We start from the raw sequence: 20258 nt of genomic DNA, 5'->3' as shown, positions 1-20258 counted from the left end.
CAAGGGGGCTCAGATCGAAATCGATATTTTTCGGGCAGATGCTGGAAAAGGCCAAAGCAAGACGTTAGAGCACTCGGGTCAATTCCGCATAATTTAGGGGATTTATGCTGCAAATGCCTTCTAAGCAACCGATATCGGCTGGAATTGTCATCGTCGCCGCCGGCCGCGGCGAGCGTGCAGGCTCCTCCGAGGAAGGCCCCAAGCAATATCGCCTGATCGGCGGCAAGCCGGTTATCGCCCATACGCTTGAAAACTTCATGACGTGGGGGCCGGCGACCGAGATCGTCGTCGTTATTCATCCTGATGACGAGGCACTGTTTGCAAAGGCGTTGCGCCACATCGTCTCGGCAACCCCGATCGAAACCGTGCATGGCGGGGCGACCCGGCAGCAATCCGTGCTGGCGGGGCTGCGACATCTCAAGGGCAAGCAAATCAGCCATGTGCTGATCCATGACGCGGTGCGGCCGTTCTTCGACCATGTGCTTCTCGACCGCATCGCCGAGAACCTCGGCGACGGCGCGGCCGCTGTCCTGCCGGCGACACCCGTGACCGACACGCTGAAACGCGCCGACAGCATCGGCGCCGTGTTGACGACGGTGTCGCGCGAGCACCTCTACGCCGCGCAGACGCCGCAATCCTTCGCTTTCGAAACGATCCTCGACGCGCATGAAAAGGCAGCGGCGAGCGGGCGCAGCGATTTCACCGACGATGCCTCGATCGCGGAATGGGCGGGCATTCCGGTGACGATCGTCGAGGGCACGGCCGATAACGTCAAACTGACGGTGAAGAAGGATATCGCCATGGCCGACGATAAACTGTCGACGTCGCTGCTTCCCGATGTGCGCACCGGCAATGGCTACGACGTGCATCAGCTCGTAGCGGGCGATGGCGTCACGCTCTGCGGCGTGTTCATTCCGCACGACCAGAAGCTGAAAGGCCACTCGGATGCCGACGTCGCGCTGCATGCGCTGACGGATGCGCTGCTCGCCACCTGCGGCGCCGGCGATATCGGTGACCATTTCCCGCCCTCCGACCCGCAATGGAAGGGGGCGGCGTCGCGCATCTTCATCGAGCATGCCGCGCGGATCGTGCGCGAGCGCGGCGGCACGATCATGAATGCCGATGTCTCGCTGATCGCCGAAGCGCCGAAGGTCGGCCCGCATCGCGAGGCCATGCGGGCGAAATTGTCGGAGTATCTCGGCATCGAGATCGAGCGCTGCTCGGTGAAGGCGACAACCAACGAGACGATCGGCTTCGTCGGCCGGCGCGAAGGCATCGCGGCGATCGCCACGGCGACCGTCGTCTATCGCGGGGGGAAACGATGAGCCTTTTTCCCGAGGACATTCGGTCGGCGGCGCAGACAATCATCCGTGACTTCACAGCCGCGGGGCTGATGATCTCGACCGCCGAATCCTGCACCGGCGGGCTGATATCAGGCGCGCTGACCGAGATATCGGGATCGTCGGCGGTCGTCGACCGCGGCTTCGTCACCTATACCAACACGGCAAAGACCGAGCTGCTTGGGGTGCAGGCGGAAACATTGCTGCGTTTCGGGGCGGTGTCCGAGGAAACGGCGCGGCAGATGGTGCATGGCGCCCTCTTCCGCTCGCGCGCCGACATCGCGGTGGCCGTCACCGGTATTGCCGGCCCCGGCGGCGGATCGGCCGAAAAGCCGGTCGGCCTCGTGCATCTCGCCGCCAAATCGCGCGCCGGCACGCTCATCCATCGGAAAATGCTCTATGGCGATATCGGCCGCAGCGAAGTTCGGCTGGCAACGGTCCGGACGGCGCTGGAGATGGTGCGCTCGCTCCTGACGCCCTGACGGTGCTGCAGCCGCCCCTCAGGCCGCCGTGTAGATCTTGCTCGCGCGCGTCTCGAAGGCTTCGGTGAACATGCGGAAGGCGCGGTCGAACATCGAGCCCATCAGCGCGCCCAAAATGCGGCTCTTGAATTCGTAGTCGATGAAGAAATCGACGGTGCAGCCGCCGGTCGGCGTCTCGTCGAAATGCCAGCGGTTGTCGAGATATCTGAACGGGCCGTCGATATATTTGACCTCGATGACGCGCTCGGCCCGGTTCAACAGCACCTGCGTCGTAAAGGTCTCGCGGATCGCCTTGTATCCCACAGTCATATCGGCGACGAGCAGGATCTTGCCGTCGCGCTCCTTGCGGCTCCGGATGGCAAGCGCCTCGCAGAGCGGCAGAAATTCGGGATAGCGCTCGACATCGGCGACGAGGTCGAACATCTGATCGGGCGTGTGCGGGACAGGACGATGGGTTTCGAATTGCGGCATAGGCGGCAATTAAGCGGGCCGGCCGAGAAGATCAAGAAGCTCACGCATCTGACGACGGGATTTTAGCTGGAACACGGGCACGTCGGGGCCATGTTCAGCAATGCCCGCAGCAATACGCGGCACGAATTTCCCCTCGAATGTCCAAATAAAGCGCAGGAATTCCAAATCGATTTTATCAGCACAGCCCGGAGCCATCTCGGGGCGGGTATGACCGATCCATTTCGCCCACCGGCTGATCGCGCCCCAGATACAGAGAAGTCGCGGCATTCGGAGCCAGAGGACGAAATCGGTCCGCGGCATGCGAATGTCCAACGAGGATGGATTGGTGCCGTCCATGATCCAGCGTTCTTCGAGGATCCGGCTGGCGATGATACGTCGTTGCTCCGCCCTGTCTCGCGTCACCCAGCCGGGAAGCCAAAAAACGTCGCGGTCGAGCGAGATATAGGAAAGCCCGAAGCGCCTAGCAATCTTCAGCGACAGAGTGGATTTTCCGCCGCCTGAGCAGCCCACAACGAGGATGCGTCCGGCTCTACGGATATGCTCCGCAGCCTGTTCGATGTCGGTGATCGTCTGATGCGGCGGCAGCTCTGCTCCCTGGTCCATCGTGTCGTCCTCGGTCCGTCTGCGCCAAAGGCTGCCCCTCACCCTAACCCTCTCCCCGTAAACGGGTAGAGGGGACGCGCCAAACGCAGCGTTAAAGTTGAGGAGGCGGGTGCGGCATATCCCCTTCGCCCCGTTTACGGGGAGAAGGTGCCGGCAGGCGGATGAGGGGCATGCGGCGATCGCGAGGGCGAGGATATTCTCCTGTCGCGGAGCGCGAACCCTTACTCAGCCGCCATCAGCAGCTTCTTTTCGCGCGCCGCTTTCAGCCGGGCAAAGTCGTCGCCGGCATGGTGGGAGGAGCGGGTCAGTGGGCTGGAGGCGACCATCAGGAAGCCCTTGCTGTAGGCGACCGTCTCGTAGGACTTGAATTCCTCGGGGGTGACGAAGCTTTCGACCTTGTGGTGCTTGCGGGTCGGCTGCAGGTACTGGCCGATCGTCAGGAAGTCGACATCGGCGGTGCGCAGGTCATCCATCAGCTGCAGCACCTCGTTGCGCTCCTCGCCAAGGCCGACCATGATGCCCGACTTGGTGAACATGGTCGGGTCGAGTTCCTTCACCCGCTGTAAGAGACGGATGGAGTGGAAATAGCGGGCGCCGGGGCGAACCGTCAGATAGTTGCCGGGCACCGTTTCCATATTGTGGTTGAAGACATCGGGCTTGGCGGCGACGACGCGTTCCAAGGCCCCCGGTTTCTTCAGGAAGTCCGGCGTCAGGATCTCGATCGTCGTTGCCGGCGAAGCGGCGCGGATCGCCCAGATCACCTTTTCGAAATGTTCGGCGCCGCCATCCTCGAGGTCATCGCGGTCGACCGAGGTGATGACGACGTGGCTGAGGCCCATTTCCTTGACCGCCTTGGCGACATTCTCCGGCTCGGCCATATCGAGCGCGTTCGGCTTGCCGGTGGCGACATTGCAGAAGGCGCAGGCGCGGGTACAGATCTCGCCCATGATCATGAAGGTGGCGTGCTTCTTGTCCCAGCACTCGCCGATATTCGGGCAGCCGGCCTCCTCGCAGACGGTGACGAGCTTGTGCTCCTTCACGATCGCCCGCGTTTCGGCATAACCCTTGGAAGTCGGCGCCTTGACGCGGATCCAGTCCGGCTTGCGCATGACTTCCGTATCCGGCCGATGCGCCTTCTCCGGATGGCGCACGCGCTTGGCGTCGGGATTGATCGTGTCGAGAATGGTCACCATTGCAGTTTCAGCTTTCTACCGCCCCTATGCGGCAAATCATCAGGAGCTAGCGCCGCACCAGCCGCGCAAGGAATATCAGCAGGCAGGCGCCAAGGAAACCCGTGACGAAATAACCGAGCCGTCCGCCGGCGAGCTGGACATGGAACTGGGCGAGGATGGCGGTGGCGACAACCGAGCCGACGATGCCGAGCACGATGTTCAGGAAAATCCCGTATCGCGCCTCCATCAGCTTGCCGGCGAGCCAGCCTGCAAGGCCACCGATGATGATTGCCGAAATCCAGCCCACGCCTTCCATGCCTGCCCTACCCCTTAAGCGACCGCCCTGGCGATCAGCACCACGATGATGGCGCCGACGGTGGCGTGGATGATCTGCACGACCAGCGCGTTGTCAATGCCCAGCGAAATGCCGAGCGCGCTGAACAGGTAGCCGCCGACGAAGGCACCGATGATGCCGCTCAGCAGGCACCGGATCAGGCCGCCGCCACCGACGACGAGGCTAGCGAGGAAGCCTGCAACAAGGCCGATCAGCAAAAACACCAGCAACGCCTGCGTCTCCATAGACATGATAATTTCCTTTCATCTTTTCCACCCCGGAGTGGCTTTCCACTCCTGGAGTAAATTTCCACCCCGGACAAAGAGGGCGGCCCCGGAAATTATCAAGCGTTCAGCACACGGCCATAGGCATCGAGCACCGCTTCCTTCATCGTTTCGGAGACGGTCGGATGCGGGAAGATCGTGTGCATCAGCTCTTCCTCTGTTGTTTCGAGGTTCATCGCCACGACAAAGCCCTGGATGAGTTCGGTGACTTCGGCGCCGACCATGTGGGCGCCGAGCAGTTCGCCGGTCTTCTTGTCGAAGATCACCTTCACCATGCCCTGGTCTTCGCCGAGCGCGATCGCCTTGCCGTTGGCGGCGAAGGAGAAGCGGCCGACGCGGATGTCGCGGCCGAGCTCCTTGGCCTTGGCTTCGGTGATCCCGACGGAGGCGACCTGCGGGTTGCAATAGGTGCAGCCGGGAACCTTGCCCTTGTCGGTCGGGTGAACATTCGGCAGGCCGGCAATCTTCTCGACGCAGACCACACCCTCATGCTCGGCCTTGTGCGCCAGCATCGGCGGGCCGGCGACATCGCCGATTGCATAGATGCCGGCGACATTGGTCTTGCCGTAACCGTCGGCGACGACGCAGCCGCGGTCGGTCTTGATGCCGAGCGCCTCGAGGCCGAGATTTTCAATGTTGCCCTGAACGCCGACGGCGGAGATCATCCGGTCGGCGGTGATCTGCTGCACCTTGCCGTCTGATGTCTCGACATGGGCGGTGATGCTGCCCGCACCCTTCTCGACTTTCGTGACCTTGGCGCTGGTGAAGATCTTCAGGCCGCGCTTTTCCAGTTGCTTGCGGGCGATGGCGGTGATTTCGGCATCCTCGACCGGCATGATGGTCGGCATGACTTCGACGACCGTGACGTCGACACCCATCGAGCGGTAGAAGCTGGCGAACTCGATGCCGATCGCGCCCGAGCCCATGACGATCAGCGACTTCGGCAACGCATCCGGCTTCAGCGCCTCGAAATAGGTCCAGATCAGCTTGCCGTCCGGCTCGATGCCGGGCAGCGCGCGCGGACGGGCGCCGGTGGCGATGATGATGTGCTTGGCGGTATAGGTGCCCTCGCCCTTGACGTTTTTCGGCAGCGGATGCTGCGGCTCGACCACGGGCTTCGACGACTTGCCGACGACGATTTCGCCGGGCTTCGTTAACTTCGCCTCGCCCCAGATGATGTCGATCTTGTTCTTTTTCATCAGGAAGCCGACGCCGGCGTTCAGACGGGCGGAGACGGCGCGCGAGCGGCCGACGACGGCCTTGGCATCCGGCTTGACCGTGCCTTCGAGAACCAGGCCGAAATCCTTGAAGTGGTTGGCGTGATCCAGAACCTCGGCCGAGCGCAGCAGCGCCTTGGTGGGGATGCAGCCCCAGTTCAGGCAGATGCCGCCCATATGCTCGCGCTCGACGATCGCGGTCTTCAGGCCGAGCTGGCTGGCGCGGATGGCGGCGACATAGCCGCCGGGACCAGAGCCGATGATGATGACGTCGTAGGATTCAGCCATGTGTGTCCTGCCCTTTGTTACGCTGCGCTGCGGGTCATGAGCACCCACGCGTGGCTCTTGCTGTTGTCGAAGAGCGGCACGGCATCGGCGCGCGCAGCCTCCAAAAATCCGTTTCGTCCATAAAGCGACAAAGCCGCCTCGTTATTACTTGCGGTAATGAGACTGACGGGCCGGCGATCGGCCCTGTCGATCTGATCCTCCAGCAGTCTGCGCCCGATGCCGATGCCGCGCAGGTGGCGATAGACGCCGAGACTGCCGATGAACCAGCTTCCCACCACCGTCTTCTGCAAGGCGAGCATCGGCTCTGTCGCCGGGATCGTCGCCTCGATATCACCTATGCCGACCTCCAGCGCATGGCCGATCGCCACGCCTGCAACCTCGCCATAGGCCTCGGCGATGACGGCATCCCGCCAGCCGCCGACAGCCTCCTCCTCGCTCATTTTCAGCCGCCCCCGCTCCAAAGGCGTGTCGCTCACACCATTCGCAACATCGGCAAACCAGAGCCAGGAGGCAAACCCATGCGATGCGATATCCGCCAGAATCGCCAGCTCCGAGGCATCCCGCCGCGAGGCCTGCCGCAGGGCGATGAAGGCGGTCATGCTCAGATCCCCAGCATCATCCGCGTGATCGATTCCAGCCCACGCCCCAGCGCACGGGTATTCTCCGCATCGAGGTGAATGCCGTCGATCGGCGTGGTCCTGGCGACGGAATTGCCGTCGAAGAAACCGCAGCCGAGTTCGTCCGCAAGATCACGATAGAGTGTCGCAAGCTTGGCCGATTCATCGATGCCGCCGGGAAAGGATGCGGCGAAGGGCACATTGCCCGTCGCGCAGATTGCCGGCGGCGCCACGATCAGGATCTCCGGCCCATCGAATTCGAAGGGCCAGGCGTGGTTGCGGATCAACCGCACCAGCCGGCTGATGCCTTGGCAGGCGGCAAAGGCCGAACCCGCCACGACCGGCTTCATGTCGTTGGTGCCGAGCAGGAGGATGACGAGGTCGAGCGGCGCATGCGTCTGCAGGATCGTCGGCAGGACGCGCGCGCCGTTGCGGTCGCAATCGGCGAGATGGTCATCGAAAGCGGTGGTGCGGCCGTTGAGGCCTTCGGCGATGACGCGCGCCTCGCTGCCGAGCGCCGCCTGAAGCACGCTCGGCCAACGGTTTTTGTACTCATGACGGCCGATCGTATCGGCGTCATAACCCCAGGTCAGCGAGTCGCCATAGCAAAGAACGGTCTTGGTCATTTCCGCCTCCGCTTCGCTATCAGACAAGCATGCCCATCGGGTTTTCGATATAGCCCTTGAAGGCCTGGAGCAGCTCGGCGCCGAGCGCGCCGTCGACGCAGCGATGGTCGGTCGACAGCGTGACTGACATCACCGTGGCGATTGCCATTTCGCCGTTCTTGACGACGACCCGCTGCTCGCCGGCGCCGACCGCCAGGATCGTCGCATGCGGCGGGTTGACGACGGCCGCGAAGTTCTTCACGCCCATCATGCCCATATTGGAGACCGAGCTGGTGCCGCCCTGATATTCTTCGGGCTTCAGCTTGCGGTCCTTGGCCCGTTTGCCGAGGTCGCGCATCTCGTTGGAGATGGCGGACAGGGTCTTCTGCTCGGCCTTGCGGATGATCGGGGTGATCAGGCCGCCGGGGATCGAGACGGCGACGCCGACATCGGCGTGCTTGTGCTTGACCATGTTGCTGTCTGTCCACGACACGTTGGCGTCGGGAACGTCGCGCAGTGCCAGCGCCATGGCCTTGATCACCATGTCGTTGACCGAGAGCTTGTAGGCCGGAGCGTTGTCCTTGCGGGGCGCCGCATCGTTCAGCTGGGCGCGCAGCGCCATCAGAGCATCGAGCTCGCAATCGACGCTGACATAGAAATGCGGGATCGTCTGCTTGGATTCGACCAGACGGCGGGCGATCGTCTTGCGCATGCCGTCATGCGGCACGAGCTCGTAGGAGCCCGGCTCGAAGAGCTTGAGCACGGCGTCCTCGGAAGCGCCCTTCGGCGCTGCAGCGGCCGGAGCCGCAGCTGCGGCGGCCTGCGGAGCAGCAGCGGCCGGTGCGGGCGCTGACTTGGCGCCACCGCCGGCAACGGCGGCTTCGACATCGCTCTTGACGACGCGGCCATGCGGGCCGGAGCCTGCGACCGCCGAAAGGTCGATACCGGCCTCCTTGGCGAGCCTGCGGGCGAGCGGCGAAGAGAAGGTACGGTTGCCGTTTGATGAAACCGAGGCGGGGGCCGCGGCAGGCGCCGGTGCAGCAGCCGGAGCGGACGGGGCCGGAGCAGCCTCGGCCTTCGCAGCCGGGGCGGCCTCAGCCTTTGCCGGAGCGGGCGAACCGGCGCCGCTTGCGGCAGCGGCGACATCTTCGCCATCGGCGGCGAGAACGGCGATCAGCGCGTTGACCTTGACGCCTTCGGTGCCGGCCGCAACGACGAGCTTGGCGACCGTGCCTTCATCGACGGCTTCGACTTCCATCGTCGCCTTGTCGGTCTCGATCTCGGCGATCACATCGCCAGACTTAACCGTGTCGCCTTCCTTGACCAGCCACTTGGCCAGATTGCCTTCTTCCATCGTCGGAGAGAGGGCGGGCATCGTGATATTGATCGGCATATTAGTGGCCCTCCCTGAGCGAACCGGCAACGGCGAGTTCAAGCTGCCGCCCGCCAATCGACTTTCCAATTGTGCGTGCCAAAATAAAGTTGAACACAAAAAAACTTGCGATCAGACCGCTAATAGCACCACCCCATTGCAGAAACGGAGTTATCGTCTCCCGAGGTATGCCAGCAATCCCACCAGCAACCCCTAAAACGAACCCAAAAGCTGCACCGGCAACAAAACCGCAGATGGCGCTGAGTAAAACCAACTTCCAATAGATCGACCAAGCAATGCGCCTGACATCTTTCATCACGGCCATCACCCGCCCCTTATTTGTAGCAAACAGCCTTCACCGCATCGACGACTTCGCCGACGTTCGGAAGCGCCAGCTTTTCGAGATTGGCGGCGTAAGGCATCGGAACGTCCTTGCCGGCAATCGTCAGGATCGGCGCATCGAGATAGTCGAAGGCCTGCTGCATGACGCGGGTGGCGATCTCGGTGCCGACCGACGACTGCGGATAGCCTTCCTCGACTGTGACGAGACGGCCGGTCTTCTTGACCGATTCGATGACCGTCGGAAGGTCCATCGGGCGGATGGTGCGAAGGTCGATCAGTTCGACGTCGATGCCGAGCTTTTCGAGTTCGGCAACCGCCTTAATCGCATAGGTCATGCCGATGCCGAAGGAGACGACCGTGACGTCCTTGCCCGGACGATGGATGCGGGCCTTGCCGATCGGCAGCACGAAATTATCGAGCTTCGGCACATCGAAATGCTGGCCGTAGAGAATTTCGTTTTCGAGGAAGATGACCGGGTTCGGATCGCGGATCGCTGCCTTCAGCAGGCCCTTGGCGTCGGACGCCGTATAAGGCATGACGACTTTCAGGCCGGGGATCGCGCTGTACCAGGCCGCATAATCCTGGCTGTGCTGGGCGCCGACGCGGGCGGCCGCACCATTCGGGCCGCGGAAGACGATCGGAGCGCCCATCTGGCCGCCGGACATGTAGAGCGTCTTGGCGGCGGAGTTGATGATGTGGTCGATCGCCTGCATGGCGAAGTTGAAGGTCATGAATTCGACGATCGGGCGAAGGCCGGCCATGGCGGCGCCGACGCCGACGCCGGCAAAGCCGTGCTCGGTGATCGGCGTATCGATGACGCGGCGGGGGCCGAATTCCTGCAGCAGGCCTTGGGTGACCTTGTAGGCGCCCTGATATTCGGCGACTTCCTCGCCCATGACGAAGACGTCGTCGCTGGCGCGCATTTCTTCGGCCATGGCGTCGCGGAGCGCTTCGCGCACGGTCATCGACACCATTTCGGTGCCGGCCGGGATTTCCGGATCGTTCGGAACGGCAACCTTCGGCTCGGCCGGAACGGGAGCAGCAGCCGAACCGGTGTTGGTCGGCTTTTCTTCCTGGGCAACCTGCGGAGCAGCGACTGGCTGAGCAGCAGCAGGCGCAGTGGAAATCGCGTCGGCCGATTCGCCATCCTGCAGCAGCACGGCGATCTTGGTGTTGACCTTGACGCCTTCGGTGCCGGCATCGACGAGCAGCTTGCCGATGACGCCTTCGTCGACAGCTTCGACTTCCATCGTCGCCTTGTCGGTTTCGATTTCGGCAATCACGTCGCCTGAGGTGACCTTGTCACCTTCCTGCTTCAGCCATTTGGACAGCGTGCCTTCTTCCATCGTCGGAGAGAGGGCGGGCATGAGGATATCGATAGGCATGGGTTCCCTCCCCCGATTAAAGCAGAATGTCGGTGTAGAGCTCGGATGCATCCGGCTCCGGATCGGCCTGGGCGAAATCGGCGCTGTCGGCGACGATGTCGCGGACATCCTTGTCGATCGCTTTCAGATCGTCTTCGGAGGCCCAGCCCTTTTCGATGAGGCGCGCCTTGACCTGCTCGATCGGATCCTGCTCGGAGCGCATCTTCTGCACTTCTTCCTTCGAGCGATATTTCGCCGGATCGGACATGGAGTGGCCGCGATAGCGATAGGTCAGCATTTCGAGAATGATCGGGCCCTTGCCGGAGCGGCAATGTTCGAGCGCCTCGTCGGCGGCCGCCTTGACGGCGCGCACGTCCATGCCGTCGACCTGGATGCCGGGAATGCCGAAGCCGGAGCCGCGTAGCGAGTAGTTCGACTGGGCGGTGGCGCGGGCCGTCGAGGTGCCCATGGCATAACGGTTGTTCTCGACGATATAGACGATCGGCAGCTTCCAGAGAGCCGCCATGTTGAAGCTCTCGTAGACCTGGCCCTGGTTGGCGGCGCCATCGCCGAAATAGGCGATCGAGACGTTGCCGTTGCCGCGATAATGATTGGCGAAGGCAAGACCGGTTCCGAGCGAGACCTGGGCGCCGACGATGCCGTGGCCGCCGTAGAAATGCTTCTCTTTCGAGAACATGTGCATCGAGCCGCCCTTCCCGTGGGAATAGCCGCTGCGGCGGCCAGTCAGTTCGGCCATGACGCCGCGCGCTTCCATGCCGGTGGCCAGCATGTGGCCGTGGTCGCGATAGGCGGTGATGACTTGGTCGCCTTCCTTCTGCGCCATCTGCATGCCGACGACGACAGCTTCCTGACCGATGTAGAGGTGGCAAAAGCCGCCGATGAAACCCATGCCGTAAAGCTGGCCGGCCTTCTCCTCGAAGCGGCGGATCAGCAGCATCTCGCGATAGGCCTTGAGCTCCTCGTCGCGATCGAAGTCGGCGACAGGGCCTCCGTTCGATGCTTTCGCTGCAGGTTTTGCTGATGTTTTCCGGCTGGAAACCGTCGCGGTCTTTCGCGGCGCCATTCAACCCTCCCTATGGTTTGTCGGTTCTCGGTGCCGCGTACCATAGGGAAGAAACATGACCACAGCAATGCCATAATTGCATGGCTCGTATTCGGCACTAAACTATTGGAAATAAGCAGAAAATTCCAATTAACCTAATTCCGGTTAATTGGAATAATGGTTGAATATGACGATCTCGTCCGCGCGCGACATATTGAGCTGATAGCGCGCTTTTTCGTCCAGCATATCTTTGTCGAGCGAGCCATCACTCAGCAGCGCGACCTGATTTTCCAGATGTTCGCGCTTCGCCTTCAAGATCGCAAGCTCTTTTTCACGCGCGACGCGCTGGTGCTCGAACGTCTCCGTTGCGCGCAGGCCGTAATCGCCGTGAATGCAATGATAACCGAAATAGGAGAGGAAGGCGACCGTCATGGCCGGAATGACGAAGCGGCCGAATTTTCTCTTCTTATGATGCTTTGTCCACATACACGCATGCTCTTGAACGCATTACCAATTCGTTCAGCATAACGCCCAGAGATTAACCGTTCGTTGACCGTAAAAACGGCCAACAAAAAACCCGCGCCGGGAGGGGCGCGGGTCTTGTCGAAAGCAGATTCGATCAGCCGCGGATGATCGAGCGGCCGGCATACTGGGCCTGGGGGCCGAGGCCTTCCTCGATGCGGATCAGCTGGTTGTACTTGGCGAGCCGGTCGGAACGCGACAGCGAGCCGGTCTTGATCTGGCCGCAGTTGGTGGCGACCGCGAGATCGGCGATGGTCGAATCTTCGGTTTCGCCGGAGCGGTGCGACATGACAGCGGTGTAGGCAGCCTTATGCGCCGTGTTGACTGCGTCGAGCGTTTCCGTCAGCGAACCGATCTGGTTGACCTTGACGAGGATCGAGTTGGCGACGCCCATGCGGATGCCGTCGCGAAGACGGGCGGAGTTGGTGACGAAGAGATCGTCGCCGACGAGCTGGGTCTTCTTGCCGGTGAGGTCGGTCAGCGTCTTCCAGCCATCCCAGTCATCTTCGGCCATGCCGTCTTCGATCGAGATGATCGGGTACTTGGCGGCAAGTTCGGCCAGATATTCGGCCATGGCGCCCGATTCGAGCGTGCGGCCTTCACCTTCGAGGACGTATTTGCCGTCCTTGAAGAATTCCGTCGAGGCGCAATCGAGGCCGAGGTAAATGTCCTCACCCGGCCTGTAGCCGGCTTTTTCGACCGACTTGACGATGAAGTCGAGGGCTTCCGAAGCGCTCTTCAGGCCCGGTGCGAAACCGCCTTCGTCGCCGACATTGGTGTTGTGGCCCTGAGCGGCCAGTTCCTTGCGGAGCGTGTGGAAGACTTCCGACCCCATGCGCACGGCTTCGGCGATCGTATCGGCGCCGACCGGCAGGATCATGAATTCCTGGAAATCGATCGGATTGTCGGCATGAGCGCCGCCGTTGATGATGTTCATCATCGGCACCGGCAAGAGGCTCGCGGAAGCGCCGCCGACATAACGGTAGAGCGGCAGGCCCGAGGCCTGGGCGGCAGCCTTGGCGACGGCCAACGACACGCCGAGGATAGCGTTGGCACCGAGGCGCGACTTGTTCGGCGTGCCGTCGAGCTCGATCATGATGTTGTCGATCTGGATCTGGTTTTCGGCATCGATGCCGCCGATCGCGTCGAAGATCTCGGTATTGGCGGCATCGACCGCCTTCTGCACGCCCTTGCCGAGGTAGCGCTTGCCGCCGTCGCGCAGCTCGACTGCCTCATGGGCGCCGGTCGAAGCGCCCGAGGGAACGGCCGCGCGGCCCATGCTGCCGTCTTCGAGATAGACGTCGACTTCGACGGTGGGGTTGCCACGGCTATCGAGAATCTCGCGGGCGATGATATCGGTGATTGCAGTCATGGGTTCTTCCTGCTCGGTGGGTGATCAATCGTTCGAAGCCTGTCATAATCGAAGGCGTGCAAATTACAATGGCGCATTGCGGCACCTTCGACCTGCATGTCCGATCGTCGCTATAACACGAACATGTCAGGCTTTTGACTGTCAGCCCTTGGCGACAGCATCGAAGGCCAGCAGCTTTTCCAGAAGCTGCGGCATGTCCTTGAGGTAGACCATGTTCGGGCCGTCGGACGGTGCGTTGTCGGGGTCCTGGTGGGTTTCAACGAAGACGCCGGCAATGCCGGTCGCGACCGCCGCGCGCGCCAGCGTTTCCACGAATTCCCGCTGACCGCCGGAGGATTCCCCCTGCCCGCCCGGCTGCGCCACCGAATGGGTCGCATCGAAAATGACCGGCGCACCCATCGACGCCATGATCGGCAGCGAGCGCATGTCGGAAACCAGCGTGTTGTAGCCGAAGGAGGCGCCGCGTTCGCAGAGCAGCACGTTCGGATTGCCGCTGGCGTTGAGCTTCTTCAGCACGTTCTTCATGTCCCAGGGGGCAAGAAACTGGCCCTTCTTGACATTGACGGCACGGCCGGTCTCGGCGGCGGCGATCAGAAGGTCGGTCTGGCGGCAGAGGAAGGCCGGGATCTGCAGGACATCGACCACCTTTGCCACTTCGGCGCATTGCTCGGCGGTGTGAACGTCGGTCAGGACGGGAAAGCCGAACTCCTTCTTGAGATCGGCGAAGACCTGCATGCCCTTTTCAAGGCCGATGCCGCGCTCTGCCGACAGCGAGGTGCGGTTCGCCTTGTCGAAGGAACTCTTGTAAACGAGACCGATGCCGAGCTTTGCACAGAGCTCCTTCAGCGTGCCGGCAACCATGAAGGCATGGTCGCGGCTCTCCATCTGGCAGGGGCCGGCAATCAGCGACAGGCGGCCGGTATTGGAAAAGGTGACCTGGCCTGCGCCCGCGCCGATCCTGACTTCCGAATTCGTATCAGTGCTCATCATCTTTCCTCGAAGGCGAAAAGCGTGCCCTGCCCGGGCGCCGGCTTCACCAGAATACGATTGTTCTTGCGCGTGTAGGTCACTCCGTTAGCAGCCAAATGCGCTTCTGTCACGGCAAGATCGGCGACGGTGAAGCGGATGGCCCGGCCGCGCAGGCCGCGGTCGGCGGATGAGACGGCAAACTCGAAATAGGCCTCCAGCCCTTCCGGCGTCATCAGGCTGATTTTCGCATTCGGCGCCGCGATATTGACGCCGAAACCGGTTTTCTCGACGGCCGACTGCGCCATGACAAGGCTGACGAAACCGGCGAAGGCGGAGGCATCAGGCGCGCACAGCGCGATCTCGGCGATGCCGGTCACGCCATTGGCATGTGTCTCCAGCGCGCCGCGGTCGGCCGGCAATGGATTGATGCGTTGGCAGGTGAAGAGAAAGAAATCGGGTGCCCGCAGATCCGCGGCAAAGGCCAGTTTGAAGCTGCCGATGCCTTTGGAACCGTCCGGCATTTTCATCAGCCGGCTGAACTCCAGCATCTCGCCGGCGCTCAATCCGCCTGAAATGAAGCTTTGATGATCGAGGCCGGCATCCTCGGTGCCGAAAACCACGGCCGAAAGCCCCTCATCGCCGCAACGGAAGCGGAAGGCCCGGTTGCGGGCGGTGAAGACATTGCCTTGCCGCGCCGAGGACTCGCTCTCCTCGACGCTCGCGATACCGAGCGGCTCCAGATAGGTCTTGTCGGCGAAGAAGACGCAGGCATTTTCCGTTCCGAAGGGATGACGGGCATCGGCCGCAACGGTGAAGCCGAGCTTGCCGAGTCTTTCGCGCGCCAGATCGATATTGACGACCGGCAGCACGACATGATCCAGTGGGTGCGGCTTGGCGGAATTCGTGTTCATGATATCCCCTCCTGCAATTGCGAAGAGATGTGCGACGGCGCCTTCCTCAATGCAAGACATGGCGCCGATCCGGCGAATGAAAATAAAAATCTCAACGAGTTGGCGCCAAGTTTTACGGAAATTTAGCTACTTGCGGAACACATATGGAACATATAGTGTCTGTTCTGGATTTGTTTCAATCAGGGGTCACACGCCGATGCTCACGCGCAAACAACAGGAGCTTCTCCTTTTCATTCATGAGCGCATGAAGGAATCCGGCGTTCCACCGTCCTTCGACGAGATGAAGGACGCCCTGGATCTGGCCTCGAAATCCGGCATTCATCGCCTGATCACGGCGCTTGAGGAACGCGGCTTCATTCGCCGCCTACCGAACCGCGCCCGGGCGCTCGAGGTCATCAAGCTTCCGGAGGCCTATAGCCCCAGCATTCAGCCCCGGCGTGGTTTTTCGCCGAGCGTCATCGAGGGCAGCCTCGGCAAGCCCCAGCCGGTCGCCGCCCCCGCACCCGCAAAACCCGTCGCCGACAACGGCAACTCGGTCTCGGTGCCGGTCATGGGCCGAATCGCCGCCGGCGTTCCGATTTCGGCGATCCAGAACAACACCCACGACATCGTCGTTCCCGCCGACATGCTCGGCTCGGGTGAGCATTATGCGCTGGAGGTCAAAGGCGATTCGATGATCGACGCCGGCATCTTCGACGGCGACACGGTGATCATCCGCAACGGCAGCACGGCAAGTCCCGGCGACATCGTCGTCGCCCTCGTCGATGACGAGGAAGCGACGCTGAAGCGCTTCCGCCGCAAGGGCGCCTCGATCGCGCTTGAAGCCGCCAACCCGGCTTATGAGACCCGGATCTTCGGGCCAGACCGCGTCAAGGTGCAGGGCAAGCTCGTCGGTCTCATTCGCCGCTATCACTGACGCTGGACGGGCCGGTTTCGGCGAAACTATTGCTGCGCCAGTCATAGGCGCGATGGCGTATCCACGGCCGCGACAGGCTCTCGAATGCGGTTGCGACCTCCAGGCCGGCGTCCGCGAAGCGCAGCTCGACGGAACCGGTCCTGCGTAGCGTCTCACCGGTAAAGAGCGTCGCGCCCGAGCGGCAGCTATTGAAACGCAGGCGGACAGACGTGACGACGATATCGGAGGCATCGCAGGCCGGACCGAGATAGGCGGCATTGTCGATGACGGTGACGACGCGCCCATTGCCAAGCCTTGATGTGCACCAGGCCTTTTTGACACAGGAAAAGCGGTTTGTTTCACCGCCCGCCGCCGCCCGCATCGCCGTCCTCGCTTCGATCTGCTGATCGTGGGAAAGCCTGACGCGGCGGTCTTCTCCCTCCGGCGGGATAGCAGGGCCTTCCAACATCTTCGGTGGATGATGTGTCGGCAGGACCAGTGCTCTCTGCCACTGGTCGAAAATGAAATCCGGCGGGTTTTCGCGGTTGGAAGCCATTGCCGCCACTGCAACGAGCGCGACCAGACTGCCATCCTCCGAAATCACCAGATCCGGCGGCCGGGGGACCGGCAGAACCAGCAGGAAGAGCGTCGAGACGGCGAGGGTCGATGTGCCGGCATGGCGCAGCCGGGTGCGCAGCAGTGTCAGCAGCAGGAAGCCGGCCACGGCGACGGCGAAATACCAGGCGGGCAAACGGCCGACGCCGATATCGCCGCCCCAGCCGGACACCGTCTTGGCGACAGCGATCACCAGATCGAGGCCGAAGCCGACGACCTCCCAGAGCGGAGCGTCCAGGCCGAACGGCATGAGCAACATTGCCAGCAGCCCGGCCGGCATGACGATGAACGAGATGATCGGCATCGTCGCGAGGTTTGCCGGCAGGCCGTAGGCCGTCAACCGATGAAAATGCTCGATCGAAAACAGCGCCGTGGAAAAACCGCCGATCAGCGAGGTCAGCAGGACGCCACCGAAGAAACCGGCGACCGCAACGACCGGCCGGAAGATCGGCAGCTTGAGCAACGCGTTTTCGCGGACGCGCCGGTCCTTCCACAACTGATAGCCCGATACCAATGCCAATGTCGCGGCAAAGGACATCTGGAAGCTCGGGCCCAGCACTTCGGAGGGTGAAATGGCGATGATGACAAGCGCCGAGAGAACGACATTGCGCAGGCTGATCGACGGCCGATCGAAGAAGACGGCGATCAGCATGATGGCCATCATGATGAAGGCGCGTTCGGCCGAGACCCCGAATCCGGAGATCAGGTAATAGGCGGTGACGGCGGTGAGCGCGCCTGCGGCGGCGATCTTCTTCGTCGGATAGGCCTGGGCGACGCCCGGAAAGAGGCTGAGCAGCATCCGGAAGCCGACGAAGAAGATGCCGGCCGACAGCGCCATGTTGAGACCCGAGATCGCGACGATGTGGGCAAGGCCAGACTGGCGCAACGCCTCCGTCGTCGCATTCGAGATGGCGCGCCGCTCGTCGGTCACCAGGGCGGCGGCAAAGGCGCCGGTATCACCAGGCAGGATCGACCTGATGCGGTCGCCGATGCTGCTACGCAACCGGTAAAGCCATTCGAGCATAGCTTCCGACGGCGACCTTGCACCCTGCGGGCTCGCCGCCAAATCCTTCTCAGGGGCGCCGTAGAAGAAGCCGTTGGCGCCGATGCCGTCGAAATAGGCGCCGAAGGAGAAGTCATTGAGTTCGGGAAGTGCGGGGCCCGAGGGCGGCGTTAGCCGCGCCCTGCCGGTGATAATGTCGCCGATCTCGAAAGGCGTGTCGGCGCCGCGGACAATCGCGGTTACGCGCCCCGGCGGCCGCTTCAACTCCGGCTCGTCTGTGGCCCTGACGGCGAGAATGTAGCGCCAACGCCCACGGCCGTCGCCTTCGCGCCGTTCGACACGGCCGGTCAGCGTCGTCGTCACGGATGAATCGAGGATCACGGTCGATGCCCGCCAGCTCTCGAACTGTGCGCAGAGCATGCCGCAGACCACAAGTGCAAGCGCCAACAACGTCGTTCGCAACACGGCCCGGCTACGGTCGGTGATGAGAACCGCAATGGTCAGCACCGACAGCGACAGCAGTAATGTCAAAAGCGGAAAATCGGATGCGGCCAGAAACCAGAAGGATGCGCCGGCGCCGAGGAAGACCGGCGAAAACAGCAGCAGGCGGCCGTGATCCGCCTCCTCGCCCAGCATGGACCTGCAAGCGCGCAAGGATTGGCGGGCTGCGGCCGGCAGCCGGTGGCGCCAGGGCGTCGCCGACTGCGTCCTTGCCGATGGCGTCGCCACCACAGGCAGAGAAACGCCGGAGGATCCGGCGCCAGCTTCCGGCCGCAATTCGACTGTCGTCAATTCCTGCATGCGCCGCCCAAGTCACCCGCGAAGGCGCCCAGAATGCAACCTCCCAACAAATCGGGCAAGGATAATCGATTGAAATATGAGGGAAAATCGCGAGCGCCAAAAGGCCAGTCGAATCATTGGCTTCCGATATGCACGCTGCTCATCGCTGCAGTGCCTAAAAGGTGATACTGCAATGCACAAAATGCCGTCACGGTAACTTGGCATTAGCGTCGCGATCATATAGCTATCGGTGAGGACGCTTAACCCCTATGGCGCTTTTATGGCGCCACCGCCATTCCGGAGGATCAGCATGACGGATCAAAGCGCTACAATAAAAATCGGTGACAAATCTGTCGACCTAGCCGTCAAGAGCGGCACGATCGGCCCGAGCGTCATCGATATCGGTGCTCTCTATAAGAACACTGCCTCCTTCACTTACGATCCGGGTTTTACCTCGACCGCATCCTGTGAATCCAAGATCACCTACATCGACGGCGACGAAGGTGTGCTGCTGCACCGCGGCTATCCGATCGAGCAGCTGGCCGAGCATGGCGACTTCCTCGAAGTCTGCTACCTGCTCCTCTACGGCGAACTGCCGACCACCGCGCAGAAGAAGGATTTCGATTACCGCGTCACGCACCACACCATGGTGCACGAGCAGATGAGCCGCTTCTTCACGGGCTTCCGCCGCGATGCGCATCCGATGGCCGTCATGTGCGGCTGTGTCGGCGCGCTATCGGCTTTCTATCACGACTCCACGGATATCACCGATCCGCATCAGCGTATGGTCGCCAGCCTGCGCATGATCGCCAAGATGCCGACGCTTGCCGCGATGGCCTATAAGTACCATATCGGCCAGCCCTTCGTTTATCCGAAGAACGACCTCGATTACGCATCGAACTTCCTGCGCATGTGCTTTGCCGTGCCTTGCGAGGAATATGTGGTCAATCCGGTGCTTGCCCGCGCCATGGACCGCATCTTCATCCTGCATGCCGATCACGAGCAGAACGCCTCGACCTCGACCGTCCGCCTCGCGGGTTCGTCGGGCGCCAACCCGTTCGCCTGCATCGCGGCCGGCATCGCCTGCCTCTGGGGCCCCGCCCATGGCGGCGCCAACGAAGCAGCGCTCAACATGCTGAATGAGATCGGCTCGGTCGACCACATTCCGGAATATATTGCCCGCGCCAAGGACAAGAACGATCCGTTCCGCCTGATGGGCTTCGGCCACCGCGTCTACAAGAACTACGATCCGCGCGCCAAGATCATGCAGAAGACGACGCATGAGGTGCTCGGCGAGCTCGGCATCAAGGACGATCCGTTGCTCGAAGTAGCGATGGAGCTGGAGCGCATCGCGCTCACCGACGAATATTTCATCGAAAAGAAGCTCTATCCGAACATCGACTTCTATTCCGGCATCACGCTGAAGGCGCTGGGCTTCCCCACGACCATGTTCACCGTGCTCTTCGCGCTTGCCCGCACCGTCGGCTGGATCGCGCAGTGGAACGAGATGATCGAGGATCCGGAACAGCGCATCGGCCGCCCGCGCCAGCTCTATGTCGGCGAACCGAAGCGTGACTACATTCCCGTTTCGAAGCGCTGATCGCTTCGGCCGATATATCGCCCGAAAAGAAGAAAAC

21 protein-coding genes are annotated in these 20258 nt (G+C 62.2%); 4 read left to right on the top strand and 17 right to left on the bottom strand.

Annotation, left to right across the window (positions count from 1 at the left end):
* Positions 1-104: 104 nt before the first annotated feature.
* Both AMK05_RS10340 and AMK05_RS10335 read left to right on the top strand, forming a co-directional pair.
* Positions 105-1325: a bifunctional 2-C-methyl-D-erythritol 4-phosphate cytidylyltransferase/2-C-methyl-D-erythritol 2,4-cyclodiphosphate synthase gene (locus tag AMK05_RS10340; protein ID WP_064838371.1), complete on the top strand. Its 1221-nt coding sequence runs from the start codon at positions 105-107 to the stop codon at positions 1323-1325.
* Positions 1322-1822: a CinA family protein gene (locus tag AMK05_RS10335; protein WP_064838370.1), complete on the top strand. Its 501-nt coding sequence runs from the start codon at positions 1322-1324 to the stop codon at positions 1820-1822. The genes AMK05_RS10340 and AMK05_RS10335 overlap by 4 nt, the downstream gene beginning before the upstream one ends.
* 18 nt (positions 1823-1840) lie before the next feature.
* Here the strand turns inward: AMK05_RS10335 and AMK05_RS10330 are convergent, their stop codons facing one another.
* The 16 genes from AMK05_RS10330 to AMK05_RS10255 all read right to left on the bottom strand — a co-directional run bounded on the left by AMK05_RS10330 (position 1841) and on the right by AMK05_RS10255 (position 15328).
* Entirely contained in the window at positions 1841-2293 is a 453-nt protein-coding gene (locus tag AMK05_RS10330; protein ID WP_064838369.1) for a type II toxin-antitoxin system RatA family toxin, read from the bottom strand.
* 9 nt (positions 2294-2302) lie between these two features.
* Positions 2303-2896: a hypothetical protein gene (locus AMK05_RS10325; protein ID WP_064838368.1), complete on the bottom strand. Its 594-nt coding sequence runs from the start codon at positions 2894-2896 to the stop codon at positions 2303-2305.
* Between the two features lie 221 nt (positions 2897-3117).
* A complete protein-coding gene (gene lipA, locus AMK05_RS10320; RefSeq protein WP_064838367.1) occupies positions 3118-4089 on the bottom strand; it encodes a lipoyl synthase in 972 nt (323 codons plus the stop codon).
* A 46-nt stretch (positions 4090-4135) separates the two neighbouring features.
* Positions 4136-4384, bottom strand: coding sequence for a GlsB/YeaQ/YmgE family stress response membrane protein (locus tag AMK05_RS10315; RefSeq protein WP_012483689.1), 249 nt, complete (start codon positions 4382-4384; stop codon positions 4136-4138).
* A gap of 14 nt (positions 4385-4398) precedes the next feature.
* On the bottom strand, positions 4399-4653 hold the full coding sequence (locus AMK05_RS10310) for a GlsB/YeaQ/YmgE family stress response membrane protein (protein ID WP_003573335.1): 255 nt from the start codon (positions 4651-4653) through the stop codon (positions 4399-4401).
* 92 nt (positions 4654-4745) lie between these two features.
* Positions 4746-6191 carry a dihydrolipoyl dehydrogenase gene (gene lpdA, locus AMK05_RS10305; RefSeq protein WP_064838366.1) on the bottom strand — a complete coding sequence of 482 codons (1446 nt, stop codon included), beginning with the start codon at positions 6189-6191 and terminating at the stop codon, positions 4746-4748.
* A gap of 17 nt (positions 6192-6208) precedes the next feature.
* A complete protein-coding gene (locus AMK05_RS10300) occupies positions 6209-6790 on the bottom strand; it encodes a GNAT family N-acetyltransferase (protein WP_064838365.1) in 582 nt (193 codons plus the stop codon).
* A gap of 2 nt (positions 6791-6792) precedes the next feature.
* Positions 6793-7434 carry an SGNH/GDSL hydrolase family protein gene (locus tag AMK05_RS10295; RefSeq protein WP_064838364.1) on the bottom strand — a complete coding sequence of 214 codons (642 nt, stop codon included), beginning with the start codon at positions 7432-7434 and terminating at the stop codon, positions 6793-6795.
* 19 nt (positions 7435-7453) lie between these two features.
* Positions 7454-8806, bottom strand: coding sequence for a pyruvate dehydrogenase complex dihydrolipoamide acetyltransferase (locus tag AMK05_RS10290; protein ID WP_064838363.1), 1353 nt, complete (start codon positions 8804-8806; stop codon positions 7454-7456).
* Between the two features lies 1 nt (position 8807).
* Positions 8808-9110 carry a hypothetical protein gene (locus tag AMK05_RS10285; RefSeq protein ID WP_064838362.1) on the bottom strand — a complete coding sequence of 101 codons (303 nt, stop codon included), beginning with the start codon at positions 9108-9110 and terminating at the stop codon, positions 8808-8810.
* A 10-nt stretch (positions 9111-9120) separates the two neighbouring features.
* Entirely contained in the window at positions 9121-10512 is a 1392-nt protein-coding gene (locus AMK05_RS10280; protein WP_064838361.1) for a pyruvate dehydrogenase complex E1 component subunit beta, read from the bottom strand.
* A 16-nt stretch (positions 10513-10528) separates the two neighbouring features.
* Positions 10529-11575, bottom strand: a complete 1047-nt coding sequence (gene pdhA, locus AMK05_RS10275; protein WP_064838360.1) for a pyruvate dehydrogenase (acetyl-transferring) E1 component subunit alpha — start codon at positions 11573-11575, stop codon at positions 10529-10531.
* Positions 11576-11719: 144 nt separating this feature from the next.
* Complete coding sequence (locus AMK05_RS10270) at positions 11720-12040, bottom strand: FtsB family cell division protein (RefSeq protein ID WP_049735204.1); 321 nt, start codon at positions 12038-12040, stop codon at positions 11720-11722.
* A 133-nt stretch (positions 12041-12173) separates the two neighbouring features.
* Positions 12174-13448, bottom strand: a complete 1275-nt coding sequence (gene eno / locus AMK05_RS10265) for a phosphopyruvate hydratase (RefSeq protein ID WP_064838359.1) — start codon at positions 13446-13448, stop codon at positions 12174-12176.
* Positions 13449-13589: 141 nt separating this feature from the next.
* Positions 13590-14435: a 3-deoxy-8-phosphooctulonate synthase gene (gene kdsA, locus AMK05_RS10260; RefSeq protein ID WP_064838358.1), complete on the bottom strand. Its 846-nt coding sequence runs from the start codon at positions 14433-14435 to the stop codon at positions 13590-13592.
* On the bottom strand, positions 14435-15328 hold the full coding sequence (locus AMK05_RS10255; RefSeq protein ID WP_064841330.1) for a VOC family protein: 894 nt from the start codon (positions 15326-15328) through the stop codon (positions 14435-14437). Before AMK05_RS10255 ends, kdsA begins: the two co-directional genes overlap by 1 nt.
* Positions 15329-15524: 196 nt before the next feature.
* Between AMK05_RS10255 and lexA the strand changes: the two genes are divergently transcribed.
* Entirely contained in the window at positions 15525-16244 is a 720-nt protein-coding gene (gene lexA, locus AMK05_RS10250) for a transcriptional repressor LexA (protein WP_029873161.1), read from the top strand.
* Here the strand turns inward: lexA and AMK05_RS10245 are convergent.
* Complete coding sequence (locus tag AMK05_RS10245) at positions 16225-18642, bottom strand: ComEC/Rec2 family competence protein (RefSeq protein ID WP_064838357.1); 2418 nt, start codon at positions 18640-18642, stop codon at positions 16225-16227. The genes lexA and AMK05_RS10245 overlap by 20 nt on opposite strands.
* 289 nt (positions 18643-18931) lie before the next feature.
* Between AMK05_RS10245 and gltA the strand changes: the two genes are divergently transcribed.
* The gene (gltA, locus tag AMK05_RS10240; protein WP_049735207.1) at positions 18932-20221 is read left to right on the top strand and encodes a citrate synthase; all 1290 of its coding nucleotides are present in this window, start codon (positions 18932-18934) and stop codon (positions 20219-20221) included.
* The last annotated feature ends 37 nt before the right edge of the window (positions 20222-20258 follow it).

This window comes from Rhizobium sp. N324, assembly GCF_001664485.1.
GTDB lineage: Bacteria > Pseudomonadota > Alphaproteobacteria > Rhizobiales > Rhizobiaceae > Rhizobium.
The sequence above is the reverse complement of the archived record's forward strand: the minus strand, read 5'-3'. Positions and strand labels throughout refer to the sequence as shown.

Bases quoted from the DNA above. Each gene is read 5' to 3' on its own strand.
- AMK05_RS10340 (WP_064838371.1), top strand. From the start codon at position 105: ATGCTGCAAATGCCTTCTAAGCAACCGATATCGGCTGGAATTGTCATC.
- AMK05_RS10335 (WP_064838370.1), top strand. From the start codon at position 1,322: ATGAGCCTTTTTCCCGAGGACATTCGGTCGGCGGCGCAGACAATCATC.
- AMK05_RS10330 (WP_064838369.1), bottom strand. From the start codon at position 2,293: ATGCCGCAATTCGAAACCCATCGTCCTGTCCCGCACACGCCCGATCAG.
- AMK05_RS10325 (WP_064838368.1), bottom strand. From the start codon at position 2,896: ATGGACCAGGGAGCAGAGCTGCCGCCGCATCAGACGATCACCGACATC.
- lipA (WP_064838367.1), bottom strand. From the start codon at position 4,089: ATGGTGACCATTCTCGACACGATCAATCCCGACGCCAAGCGCGTGCGC.
- AMK05_RS10315 (WP_012483689.1), bottom strand. From the start codon at position 4,384: ATGGAAGGCGTGGGCTGGATTTCGGCAATCATCATCGGTGGCCTTGCA.
- AMK05_RS10310 (WP_003573335.1), bottom strand. From the start codon at position 4,653: ATGTCTATGGAGACGCAGGCGTTGCTGGTGTTTTTGCTGATCGGCCTT.
- lpdA (WP_064838366.1), bottom strand. From the start codon at position 6,191: ATGGCTGAATCCTACGACGTCATCATCATCGGCTCTGGTCCCGGCGGC.
- AMK05_RS10300 (WP_064838365.1), bottom strand. From the start codon at position 6,790: ATGACCGCCTTCATCGCCCTGCGGCAGGCCTCGCGGCGGGATGCCTCG.
- AMK05_RS10295 (WP_064838364.1), bottom strand. From the start codon at position 7,434: ATGACCAAGACCGTTCTTTGCTATGGCGACTCGCTGACCTGGGGTTAT.
- AMK05_RS10290 (WP_064838363.1), bottom strand. From the start codon at position 8,806: ATGCCGATCAATATCACGATGCCCGCCCTCTCTCCGACGATGGAAGAA.
- AMK05_RS10285 (WP_064838362.1), bottom strand. From the start codon at position 9,110: ATGGCCGTGATGAAAGATGTCAGGCGCATTGCTTGGTCGATCTATTGG.
- AMK05_RS10280 (WP_064838361.1), bottom strand. From the start codon at position 10,512: ATGCCTATCGATATCCTCATGCCCGCCCTCTCTCCGACGATGGAAGAA.
- pdhA (WP_064838360.1), bottom strand. From the start codon at position 11,575: ATGGCGCCGCGAAAGACCGCGACGGTTTCCAGCCGGAAAACATCAGCA.
- AMK05_RS10270 (WP_049735204.1), bottom strand. From the start codon at position 12,040: ATGTGGACAAAGCATCATAAGAAGAGAAAATTCGGCCGCTTCGTCATT.
- eno (WP_064838359.1), bottom strand. From the start codon at position 13,448: ATGACTGCAATCACCGATATCATCGCCCGCGAGATTCTCGATAGCCGT.
- kdsA (WP_064838358.1), bottom strand. From the start codon at position 14,435: ATGAGCACTGATACGAATTCGGAAGTCAGGATCGGCGCGGGCGCAGGC.
- AMK05_RS10255 (WP_064841330.1), bottom strand. From the start codon at position 15,328: ATGAACACGAATTCCGCCAAGCCGCACCCACTGGATCATGTCGTGCTG.
- lexA (WP_029873161.1), top strand. From the start codon at position 15,525: ATGCTCACGCGCAAACAACAGGAGCTTCTCCTTTTCATTCATGAGCGC.
- AMK05_RS10245 (WP_064838357.1), bottom strand. From the start codon at position 18,642: ATGCAGGAATTGACGACAGTCGAATTGCGGCCGGAAGCTGGCGCCGGA.
- gltA (WP_049735207.1), top strand. From the start codon at position 18,932: ATGACGGATCAAAGCGCTACAATAAAAATCGGTGACAAATCTGTCGAC.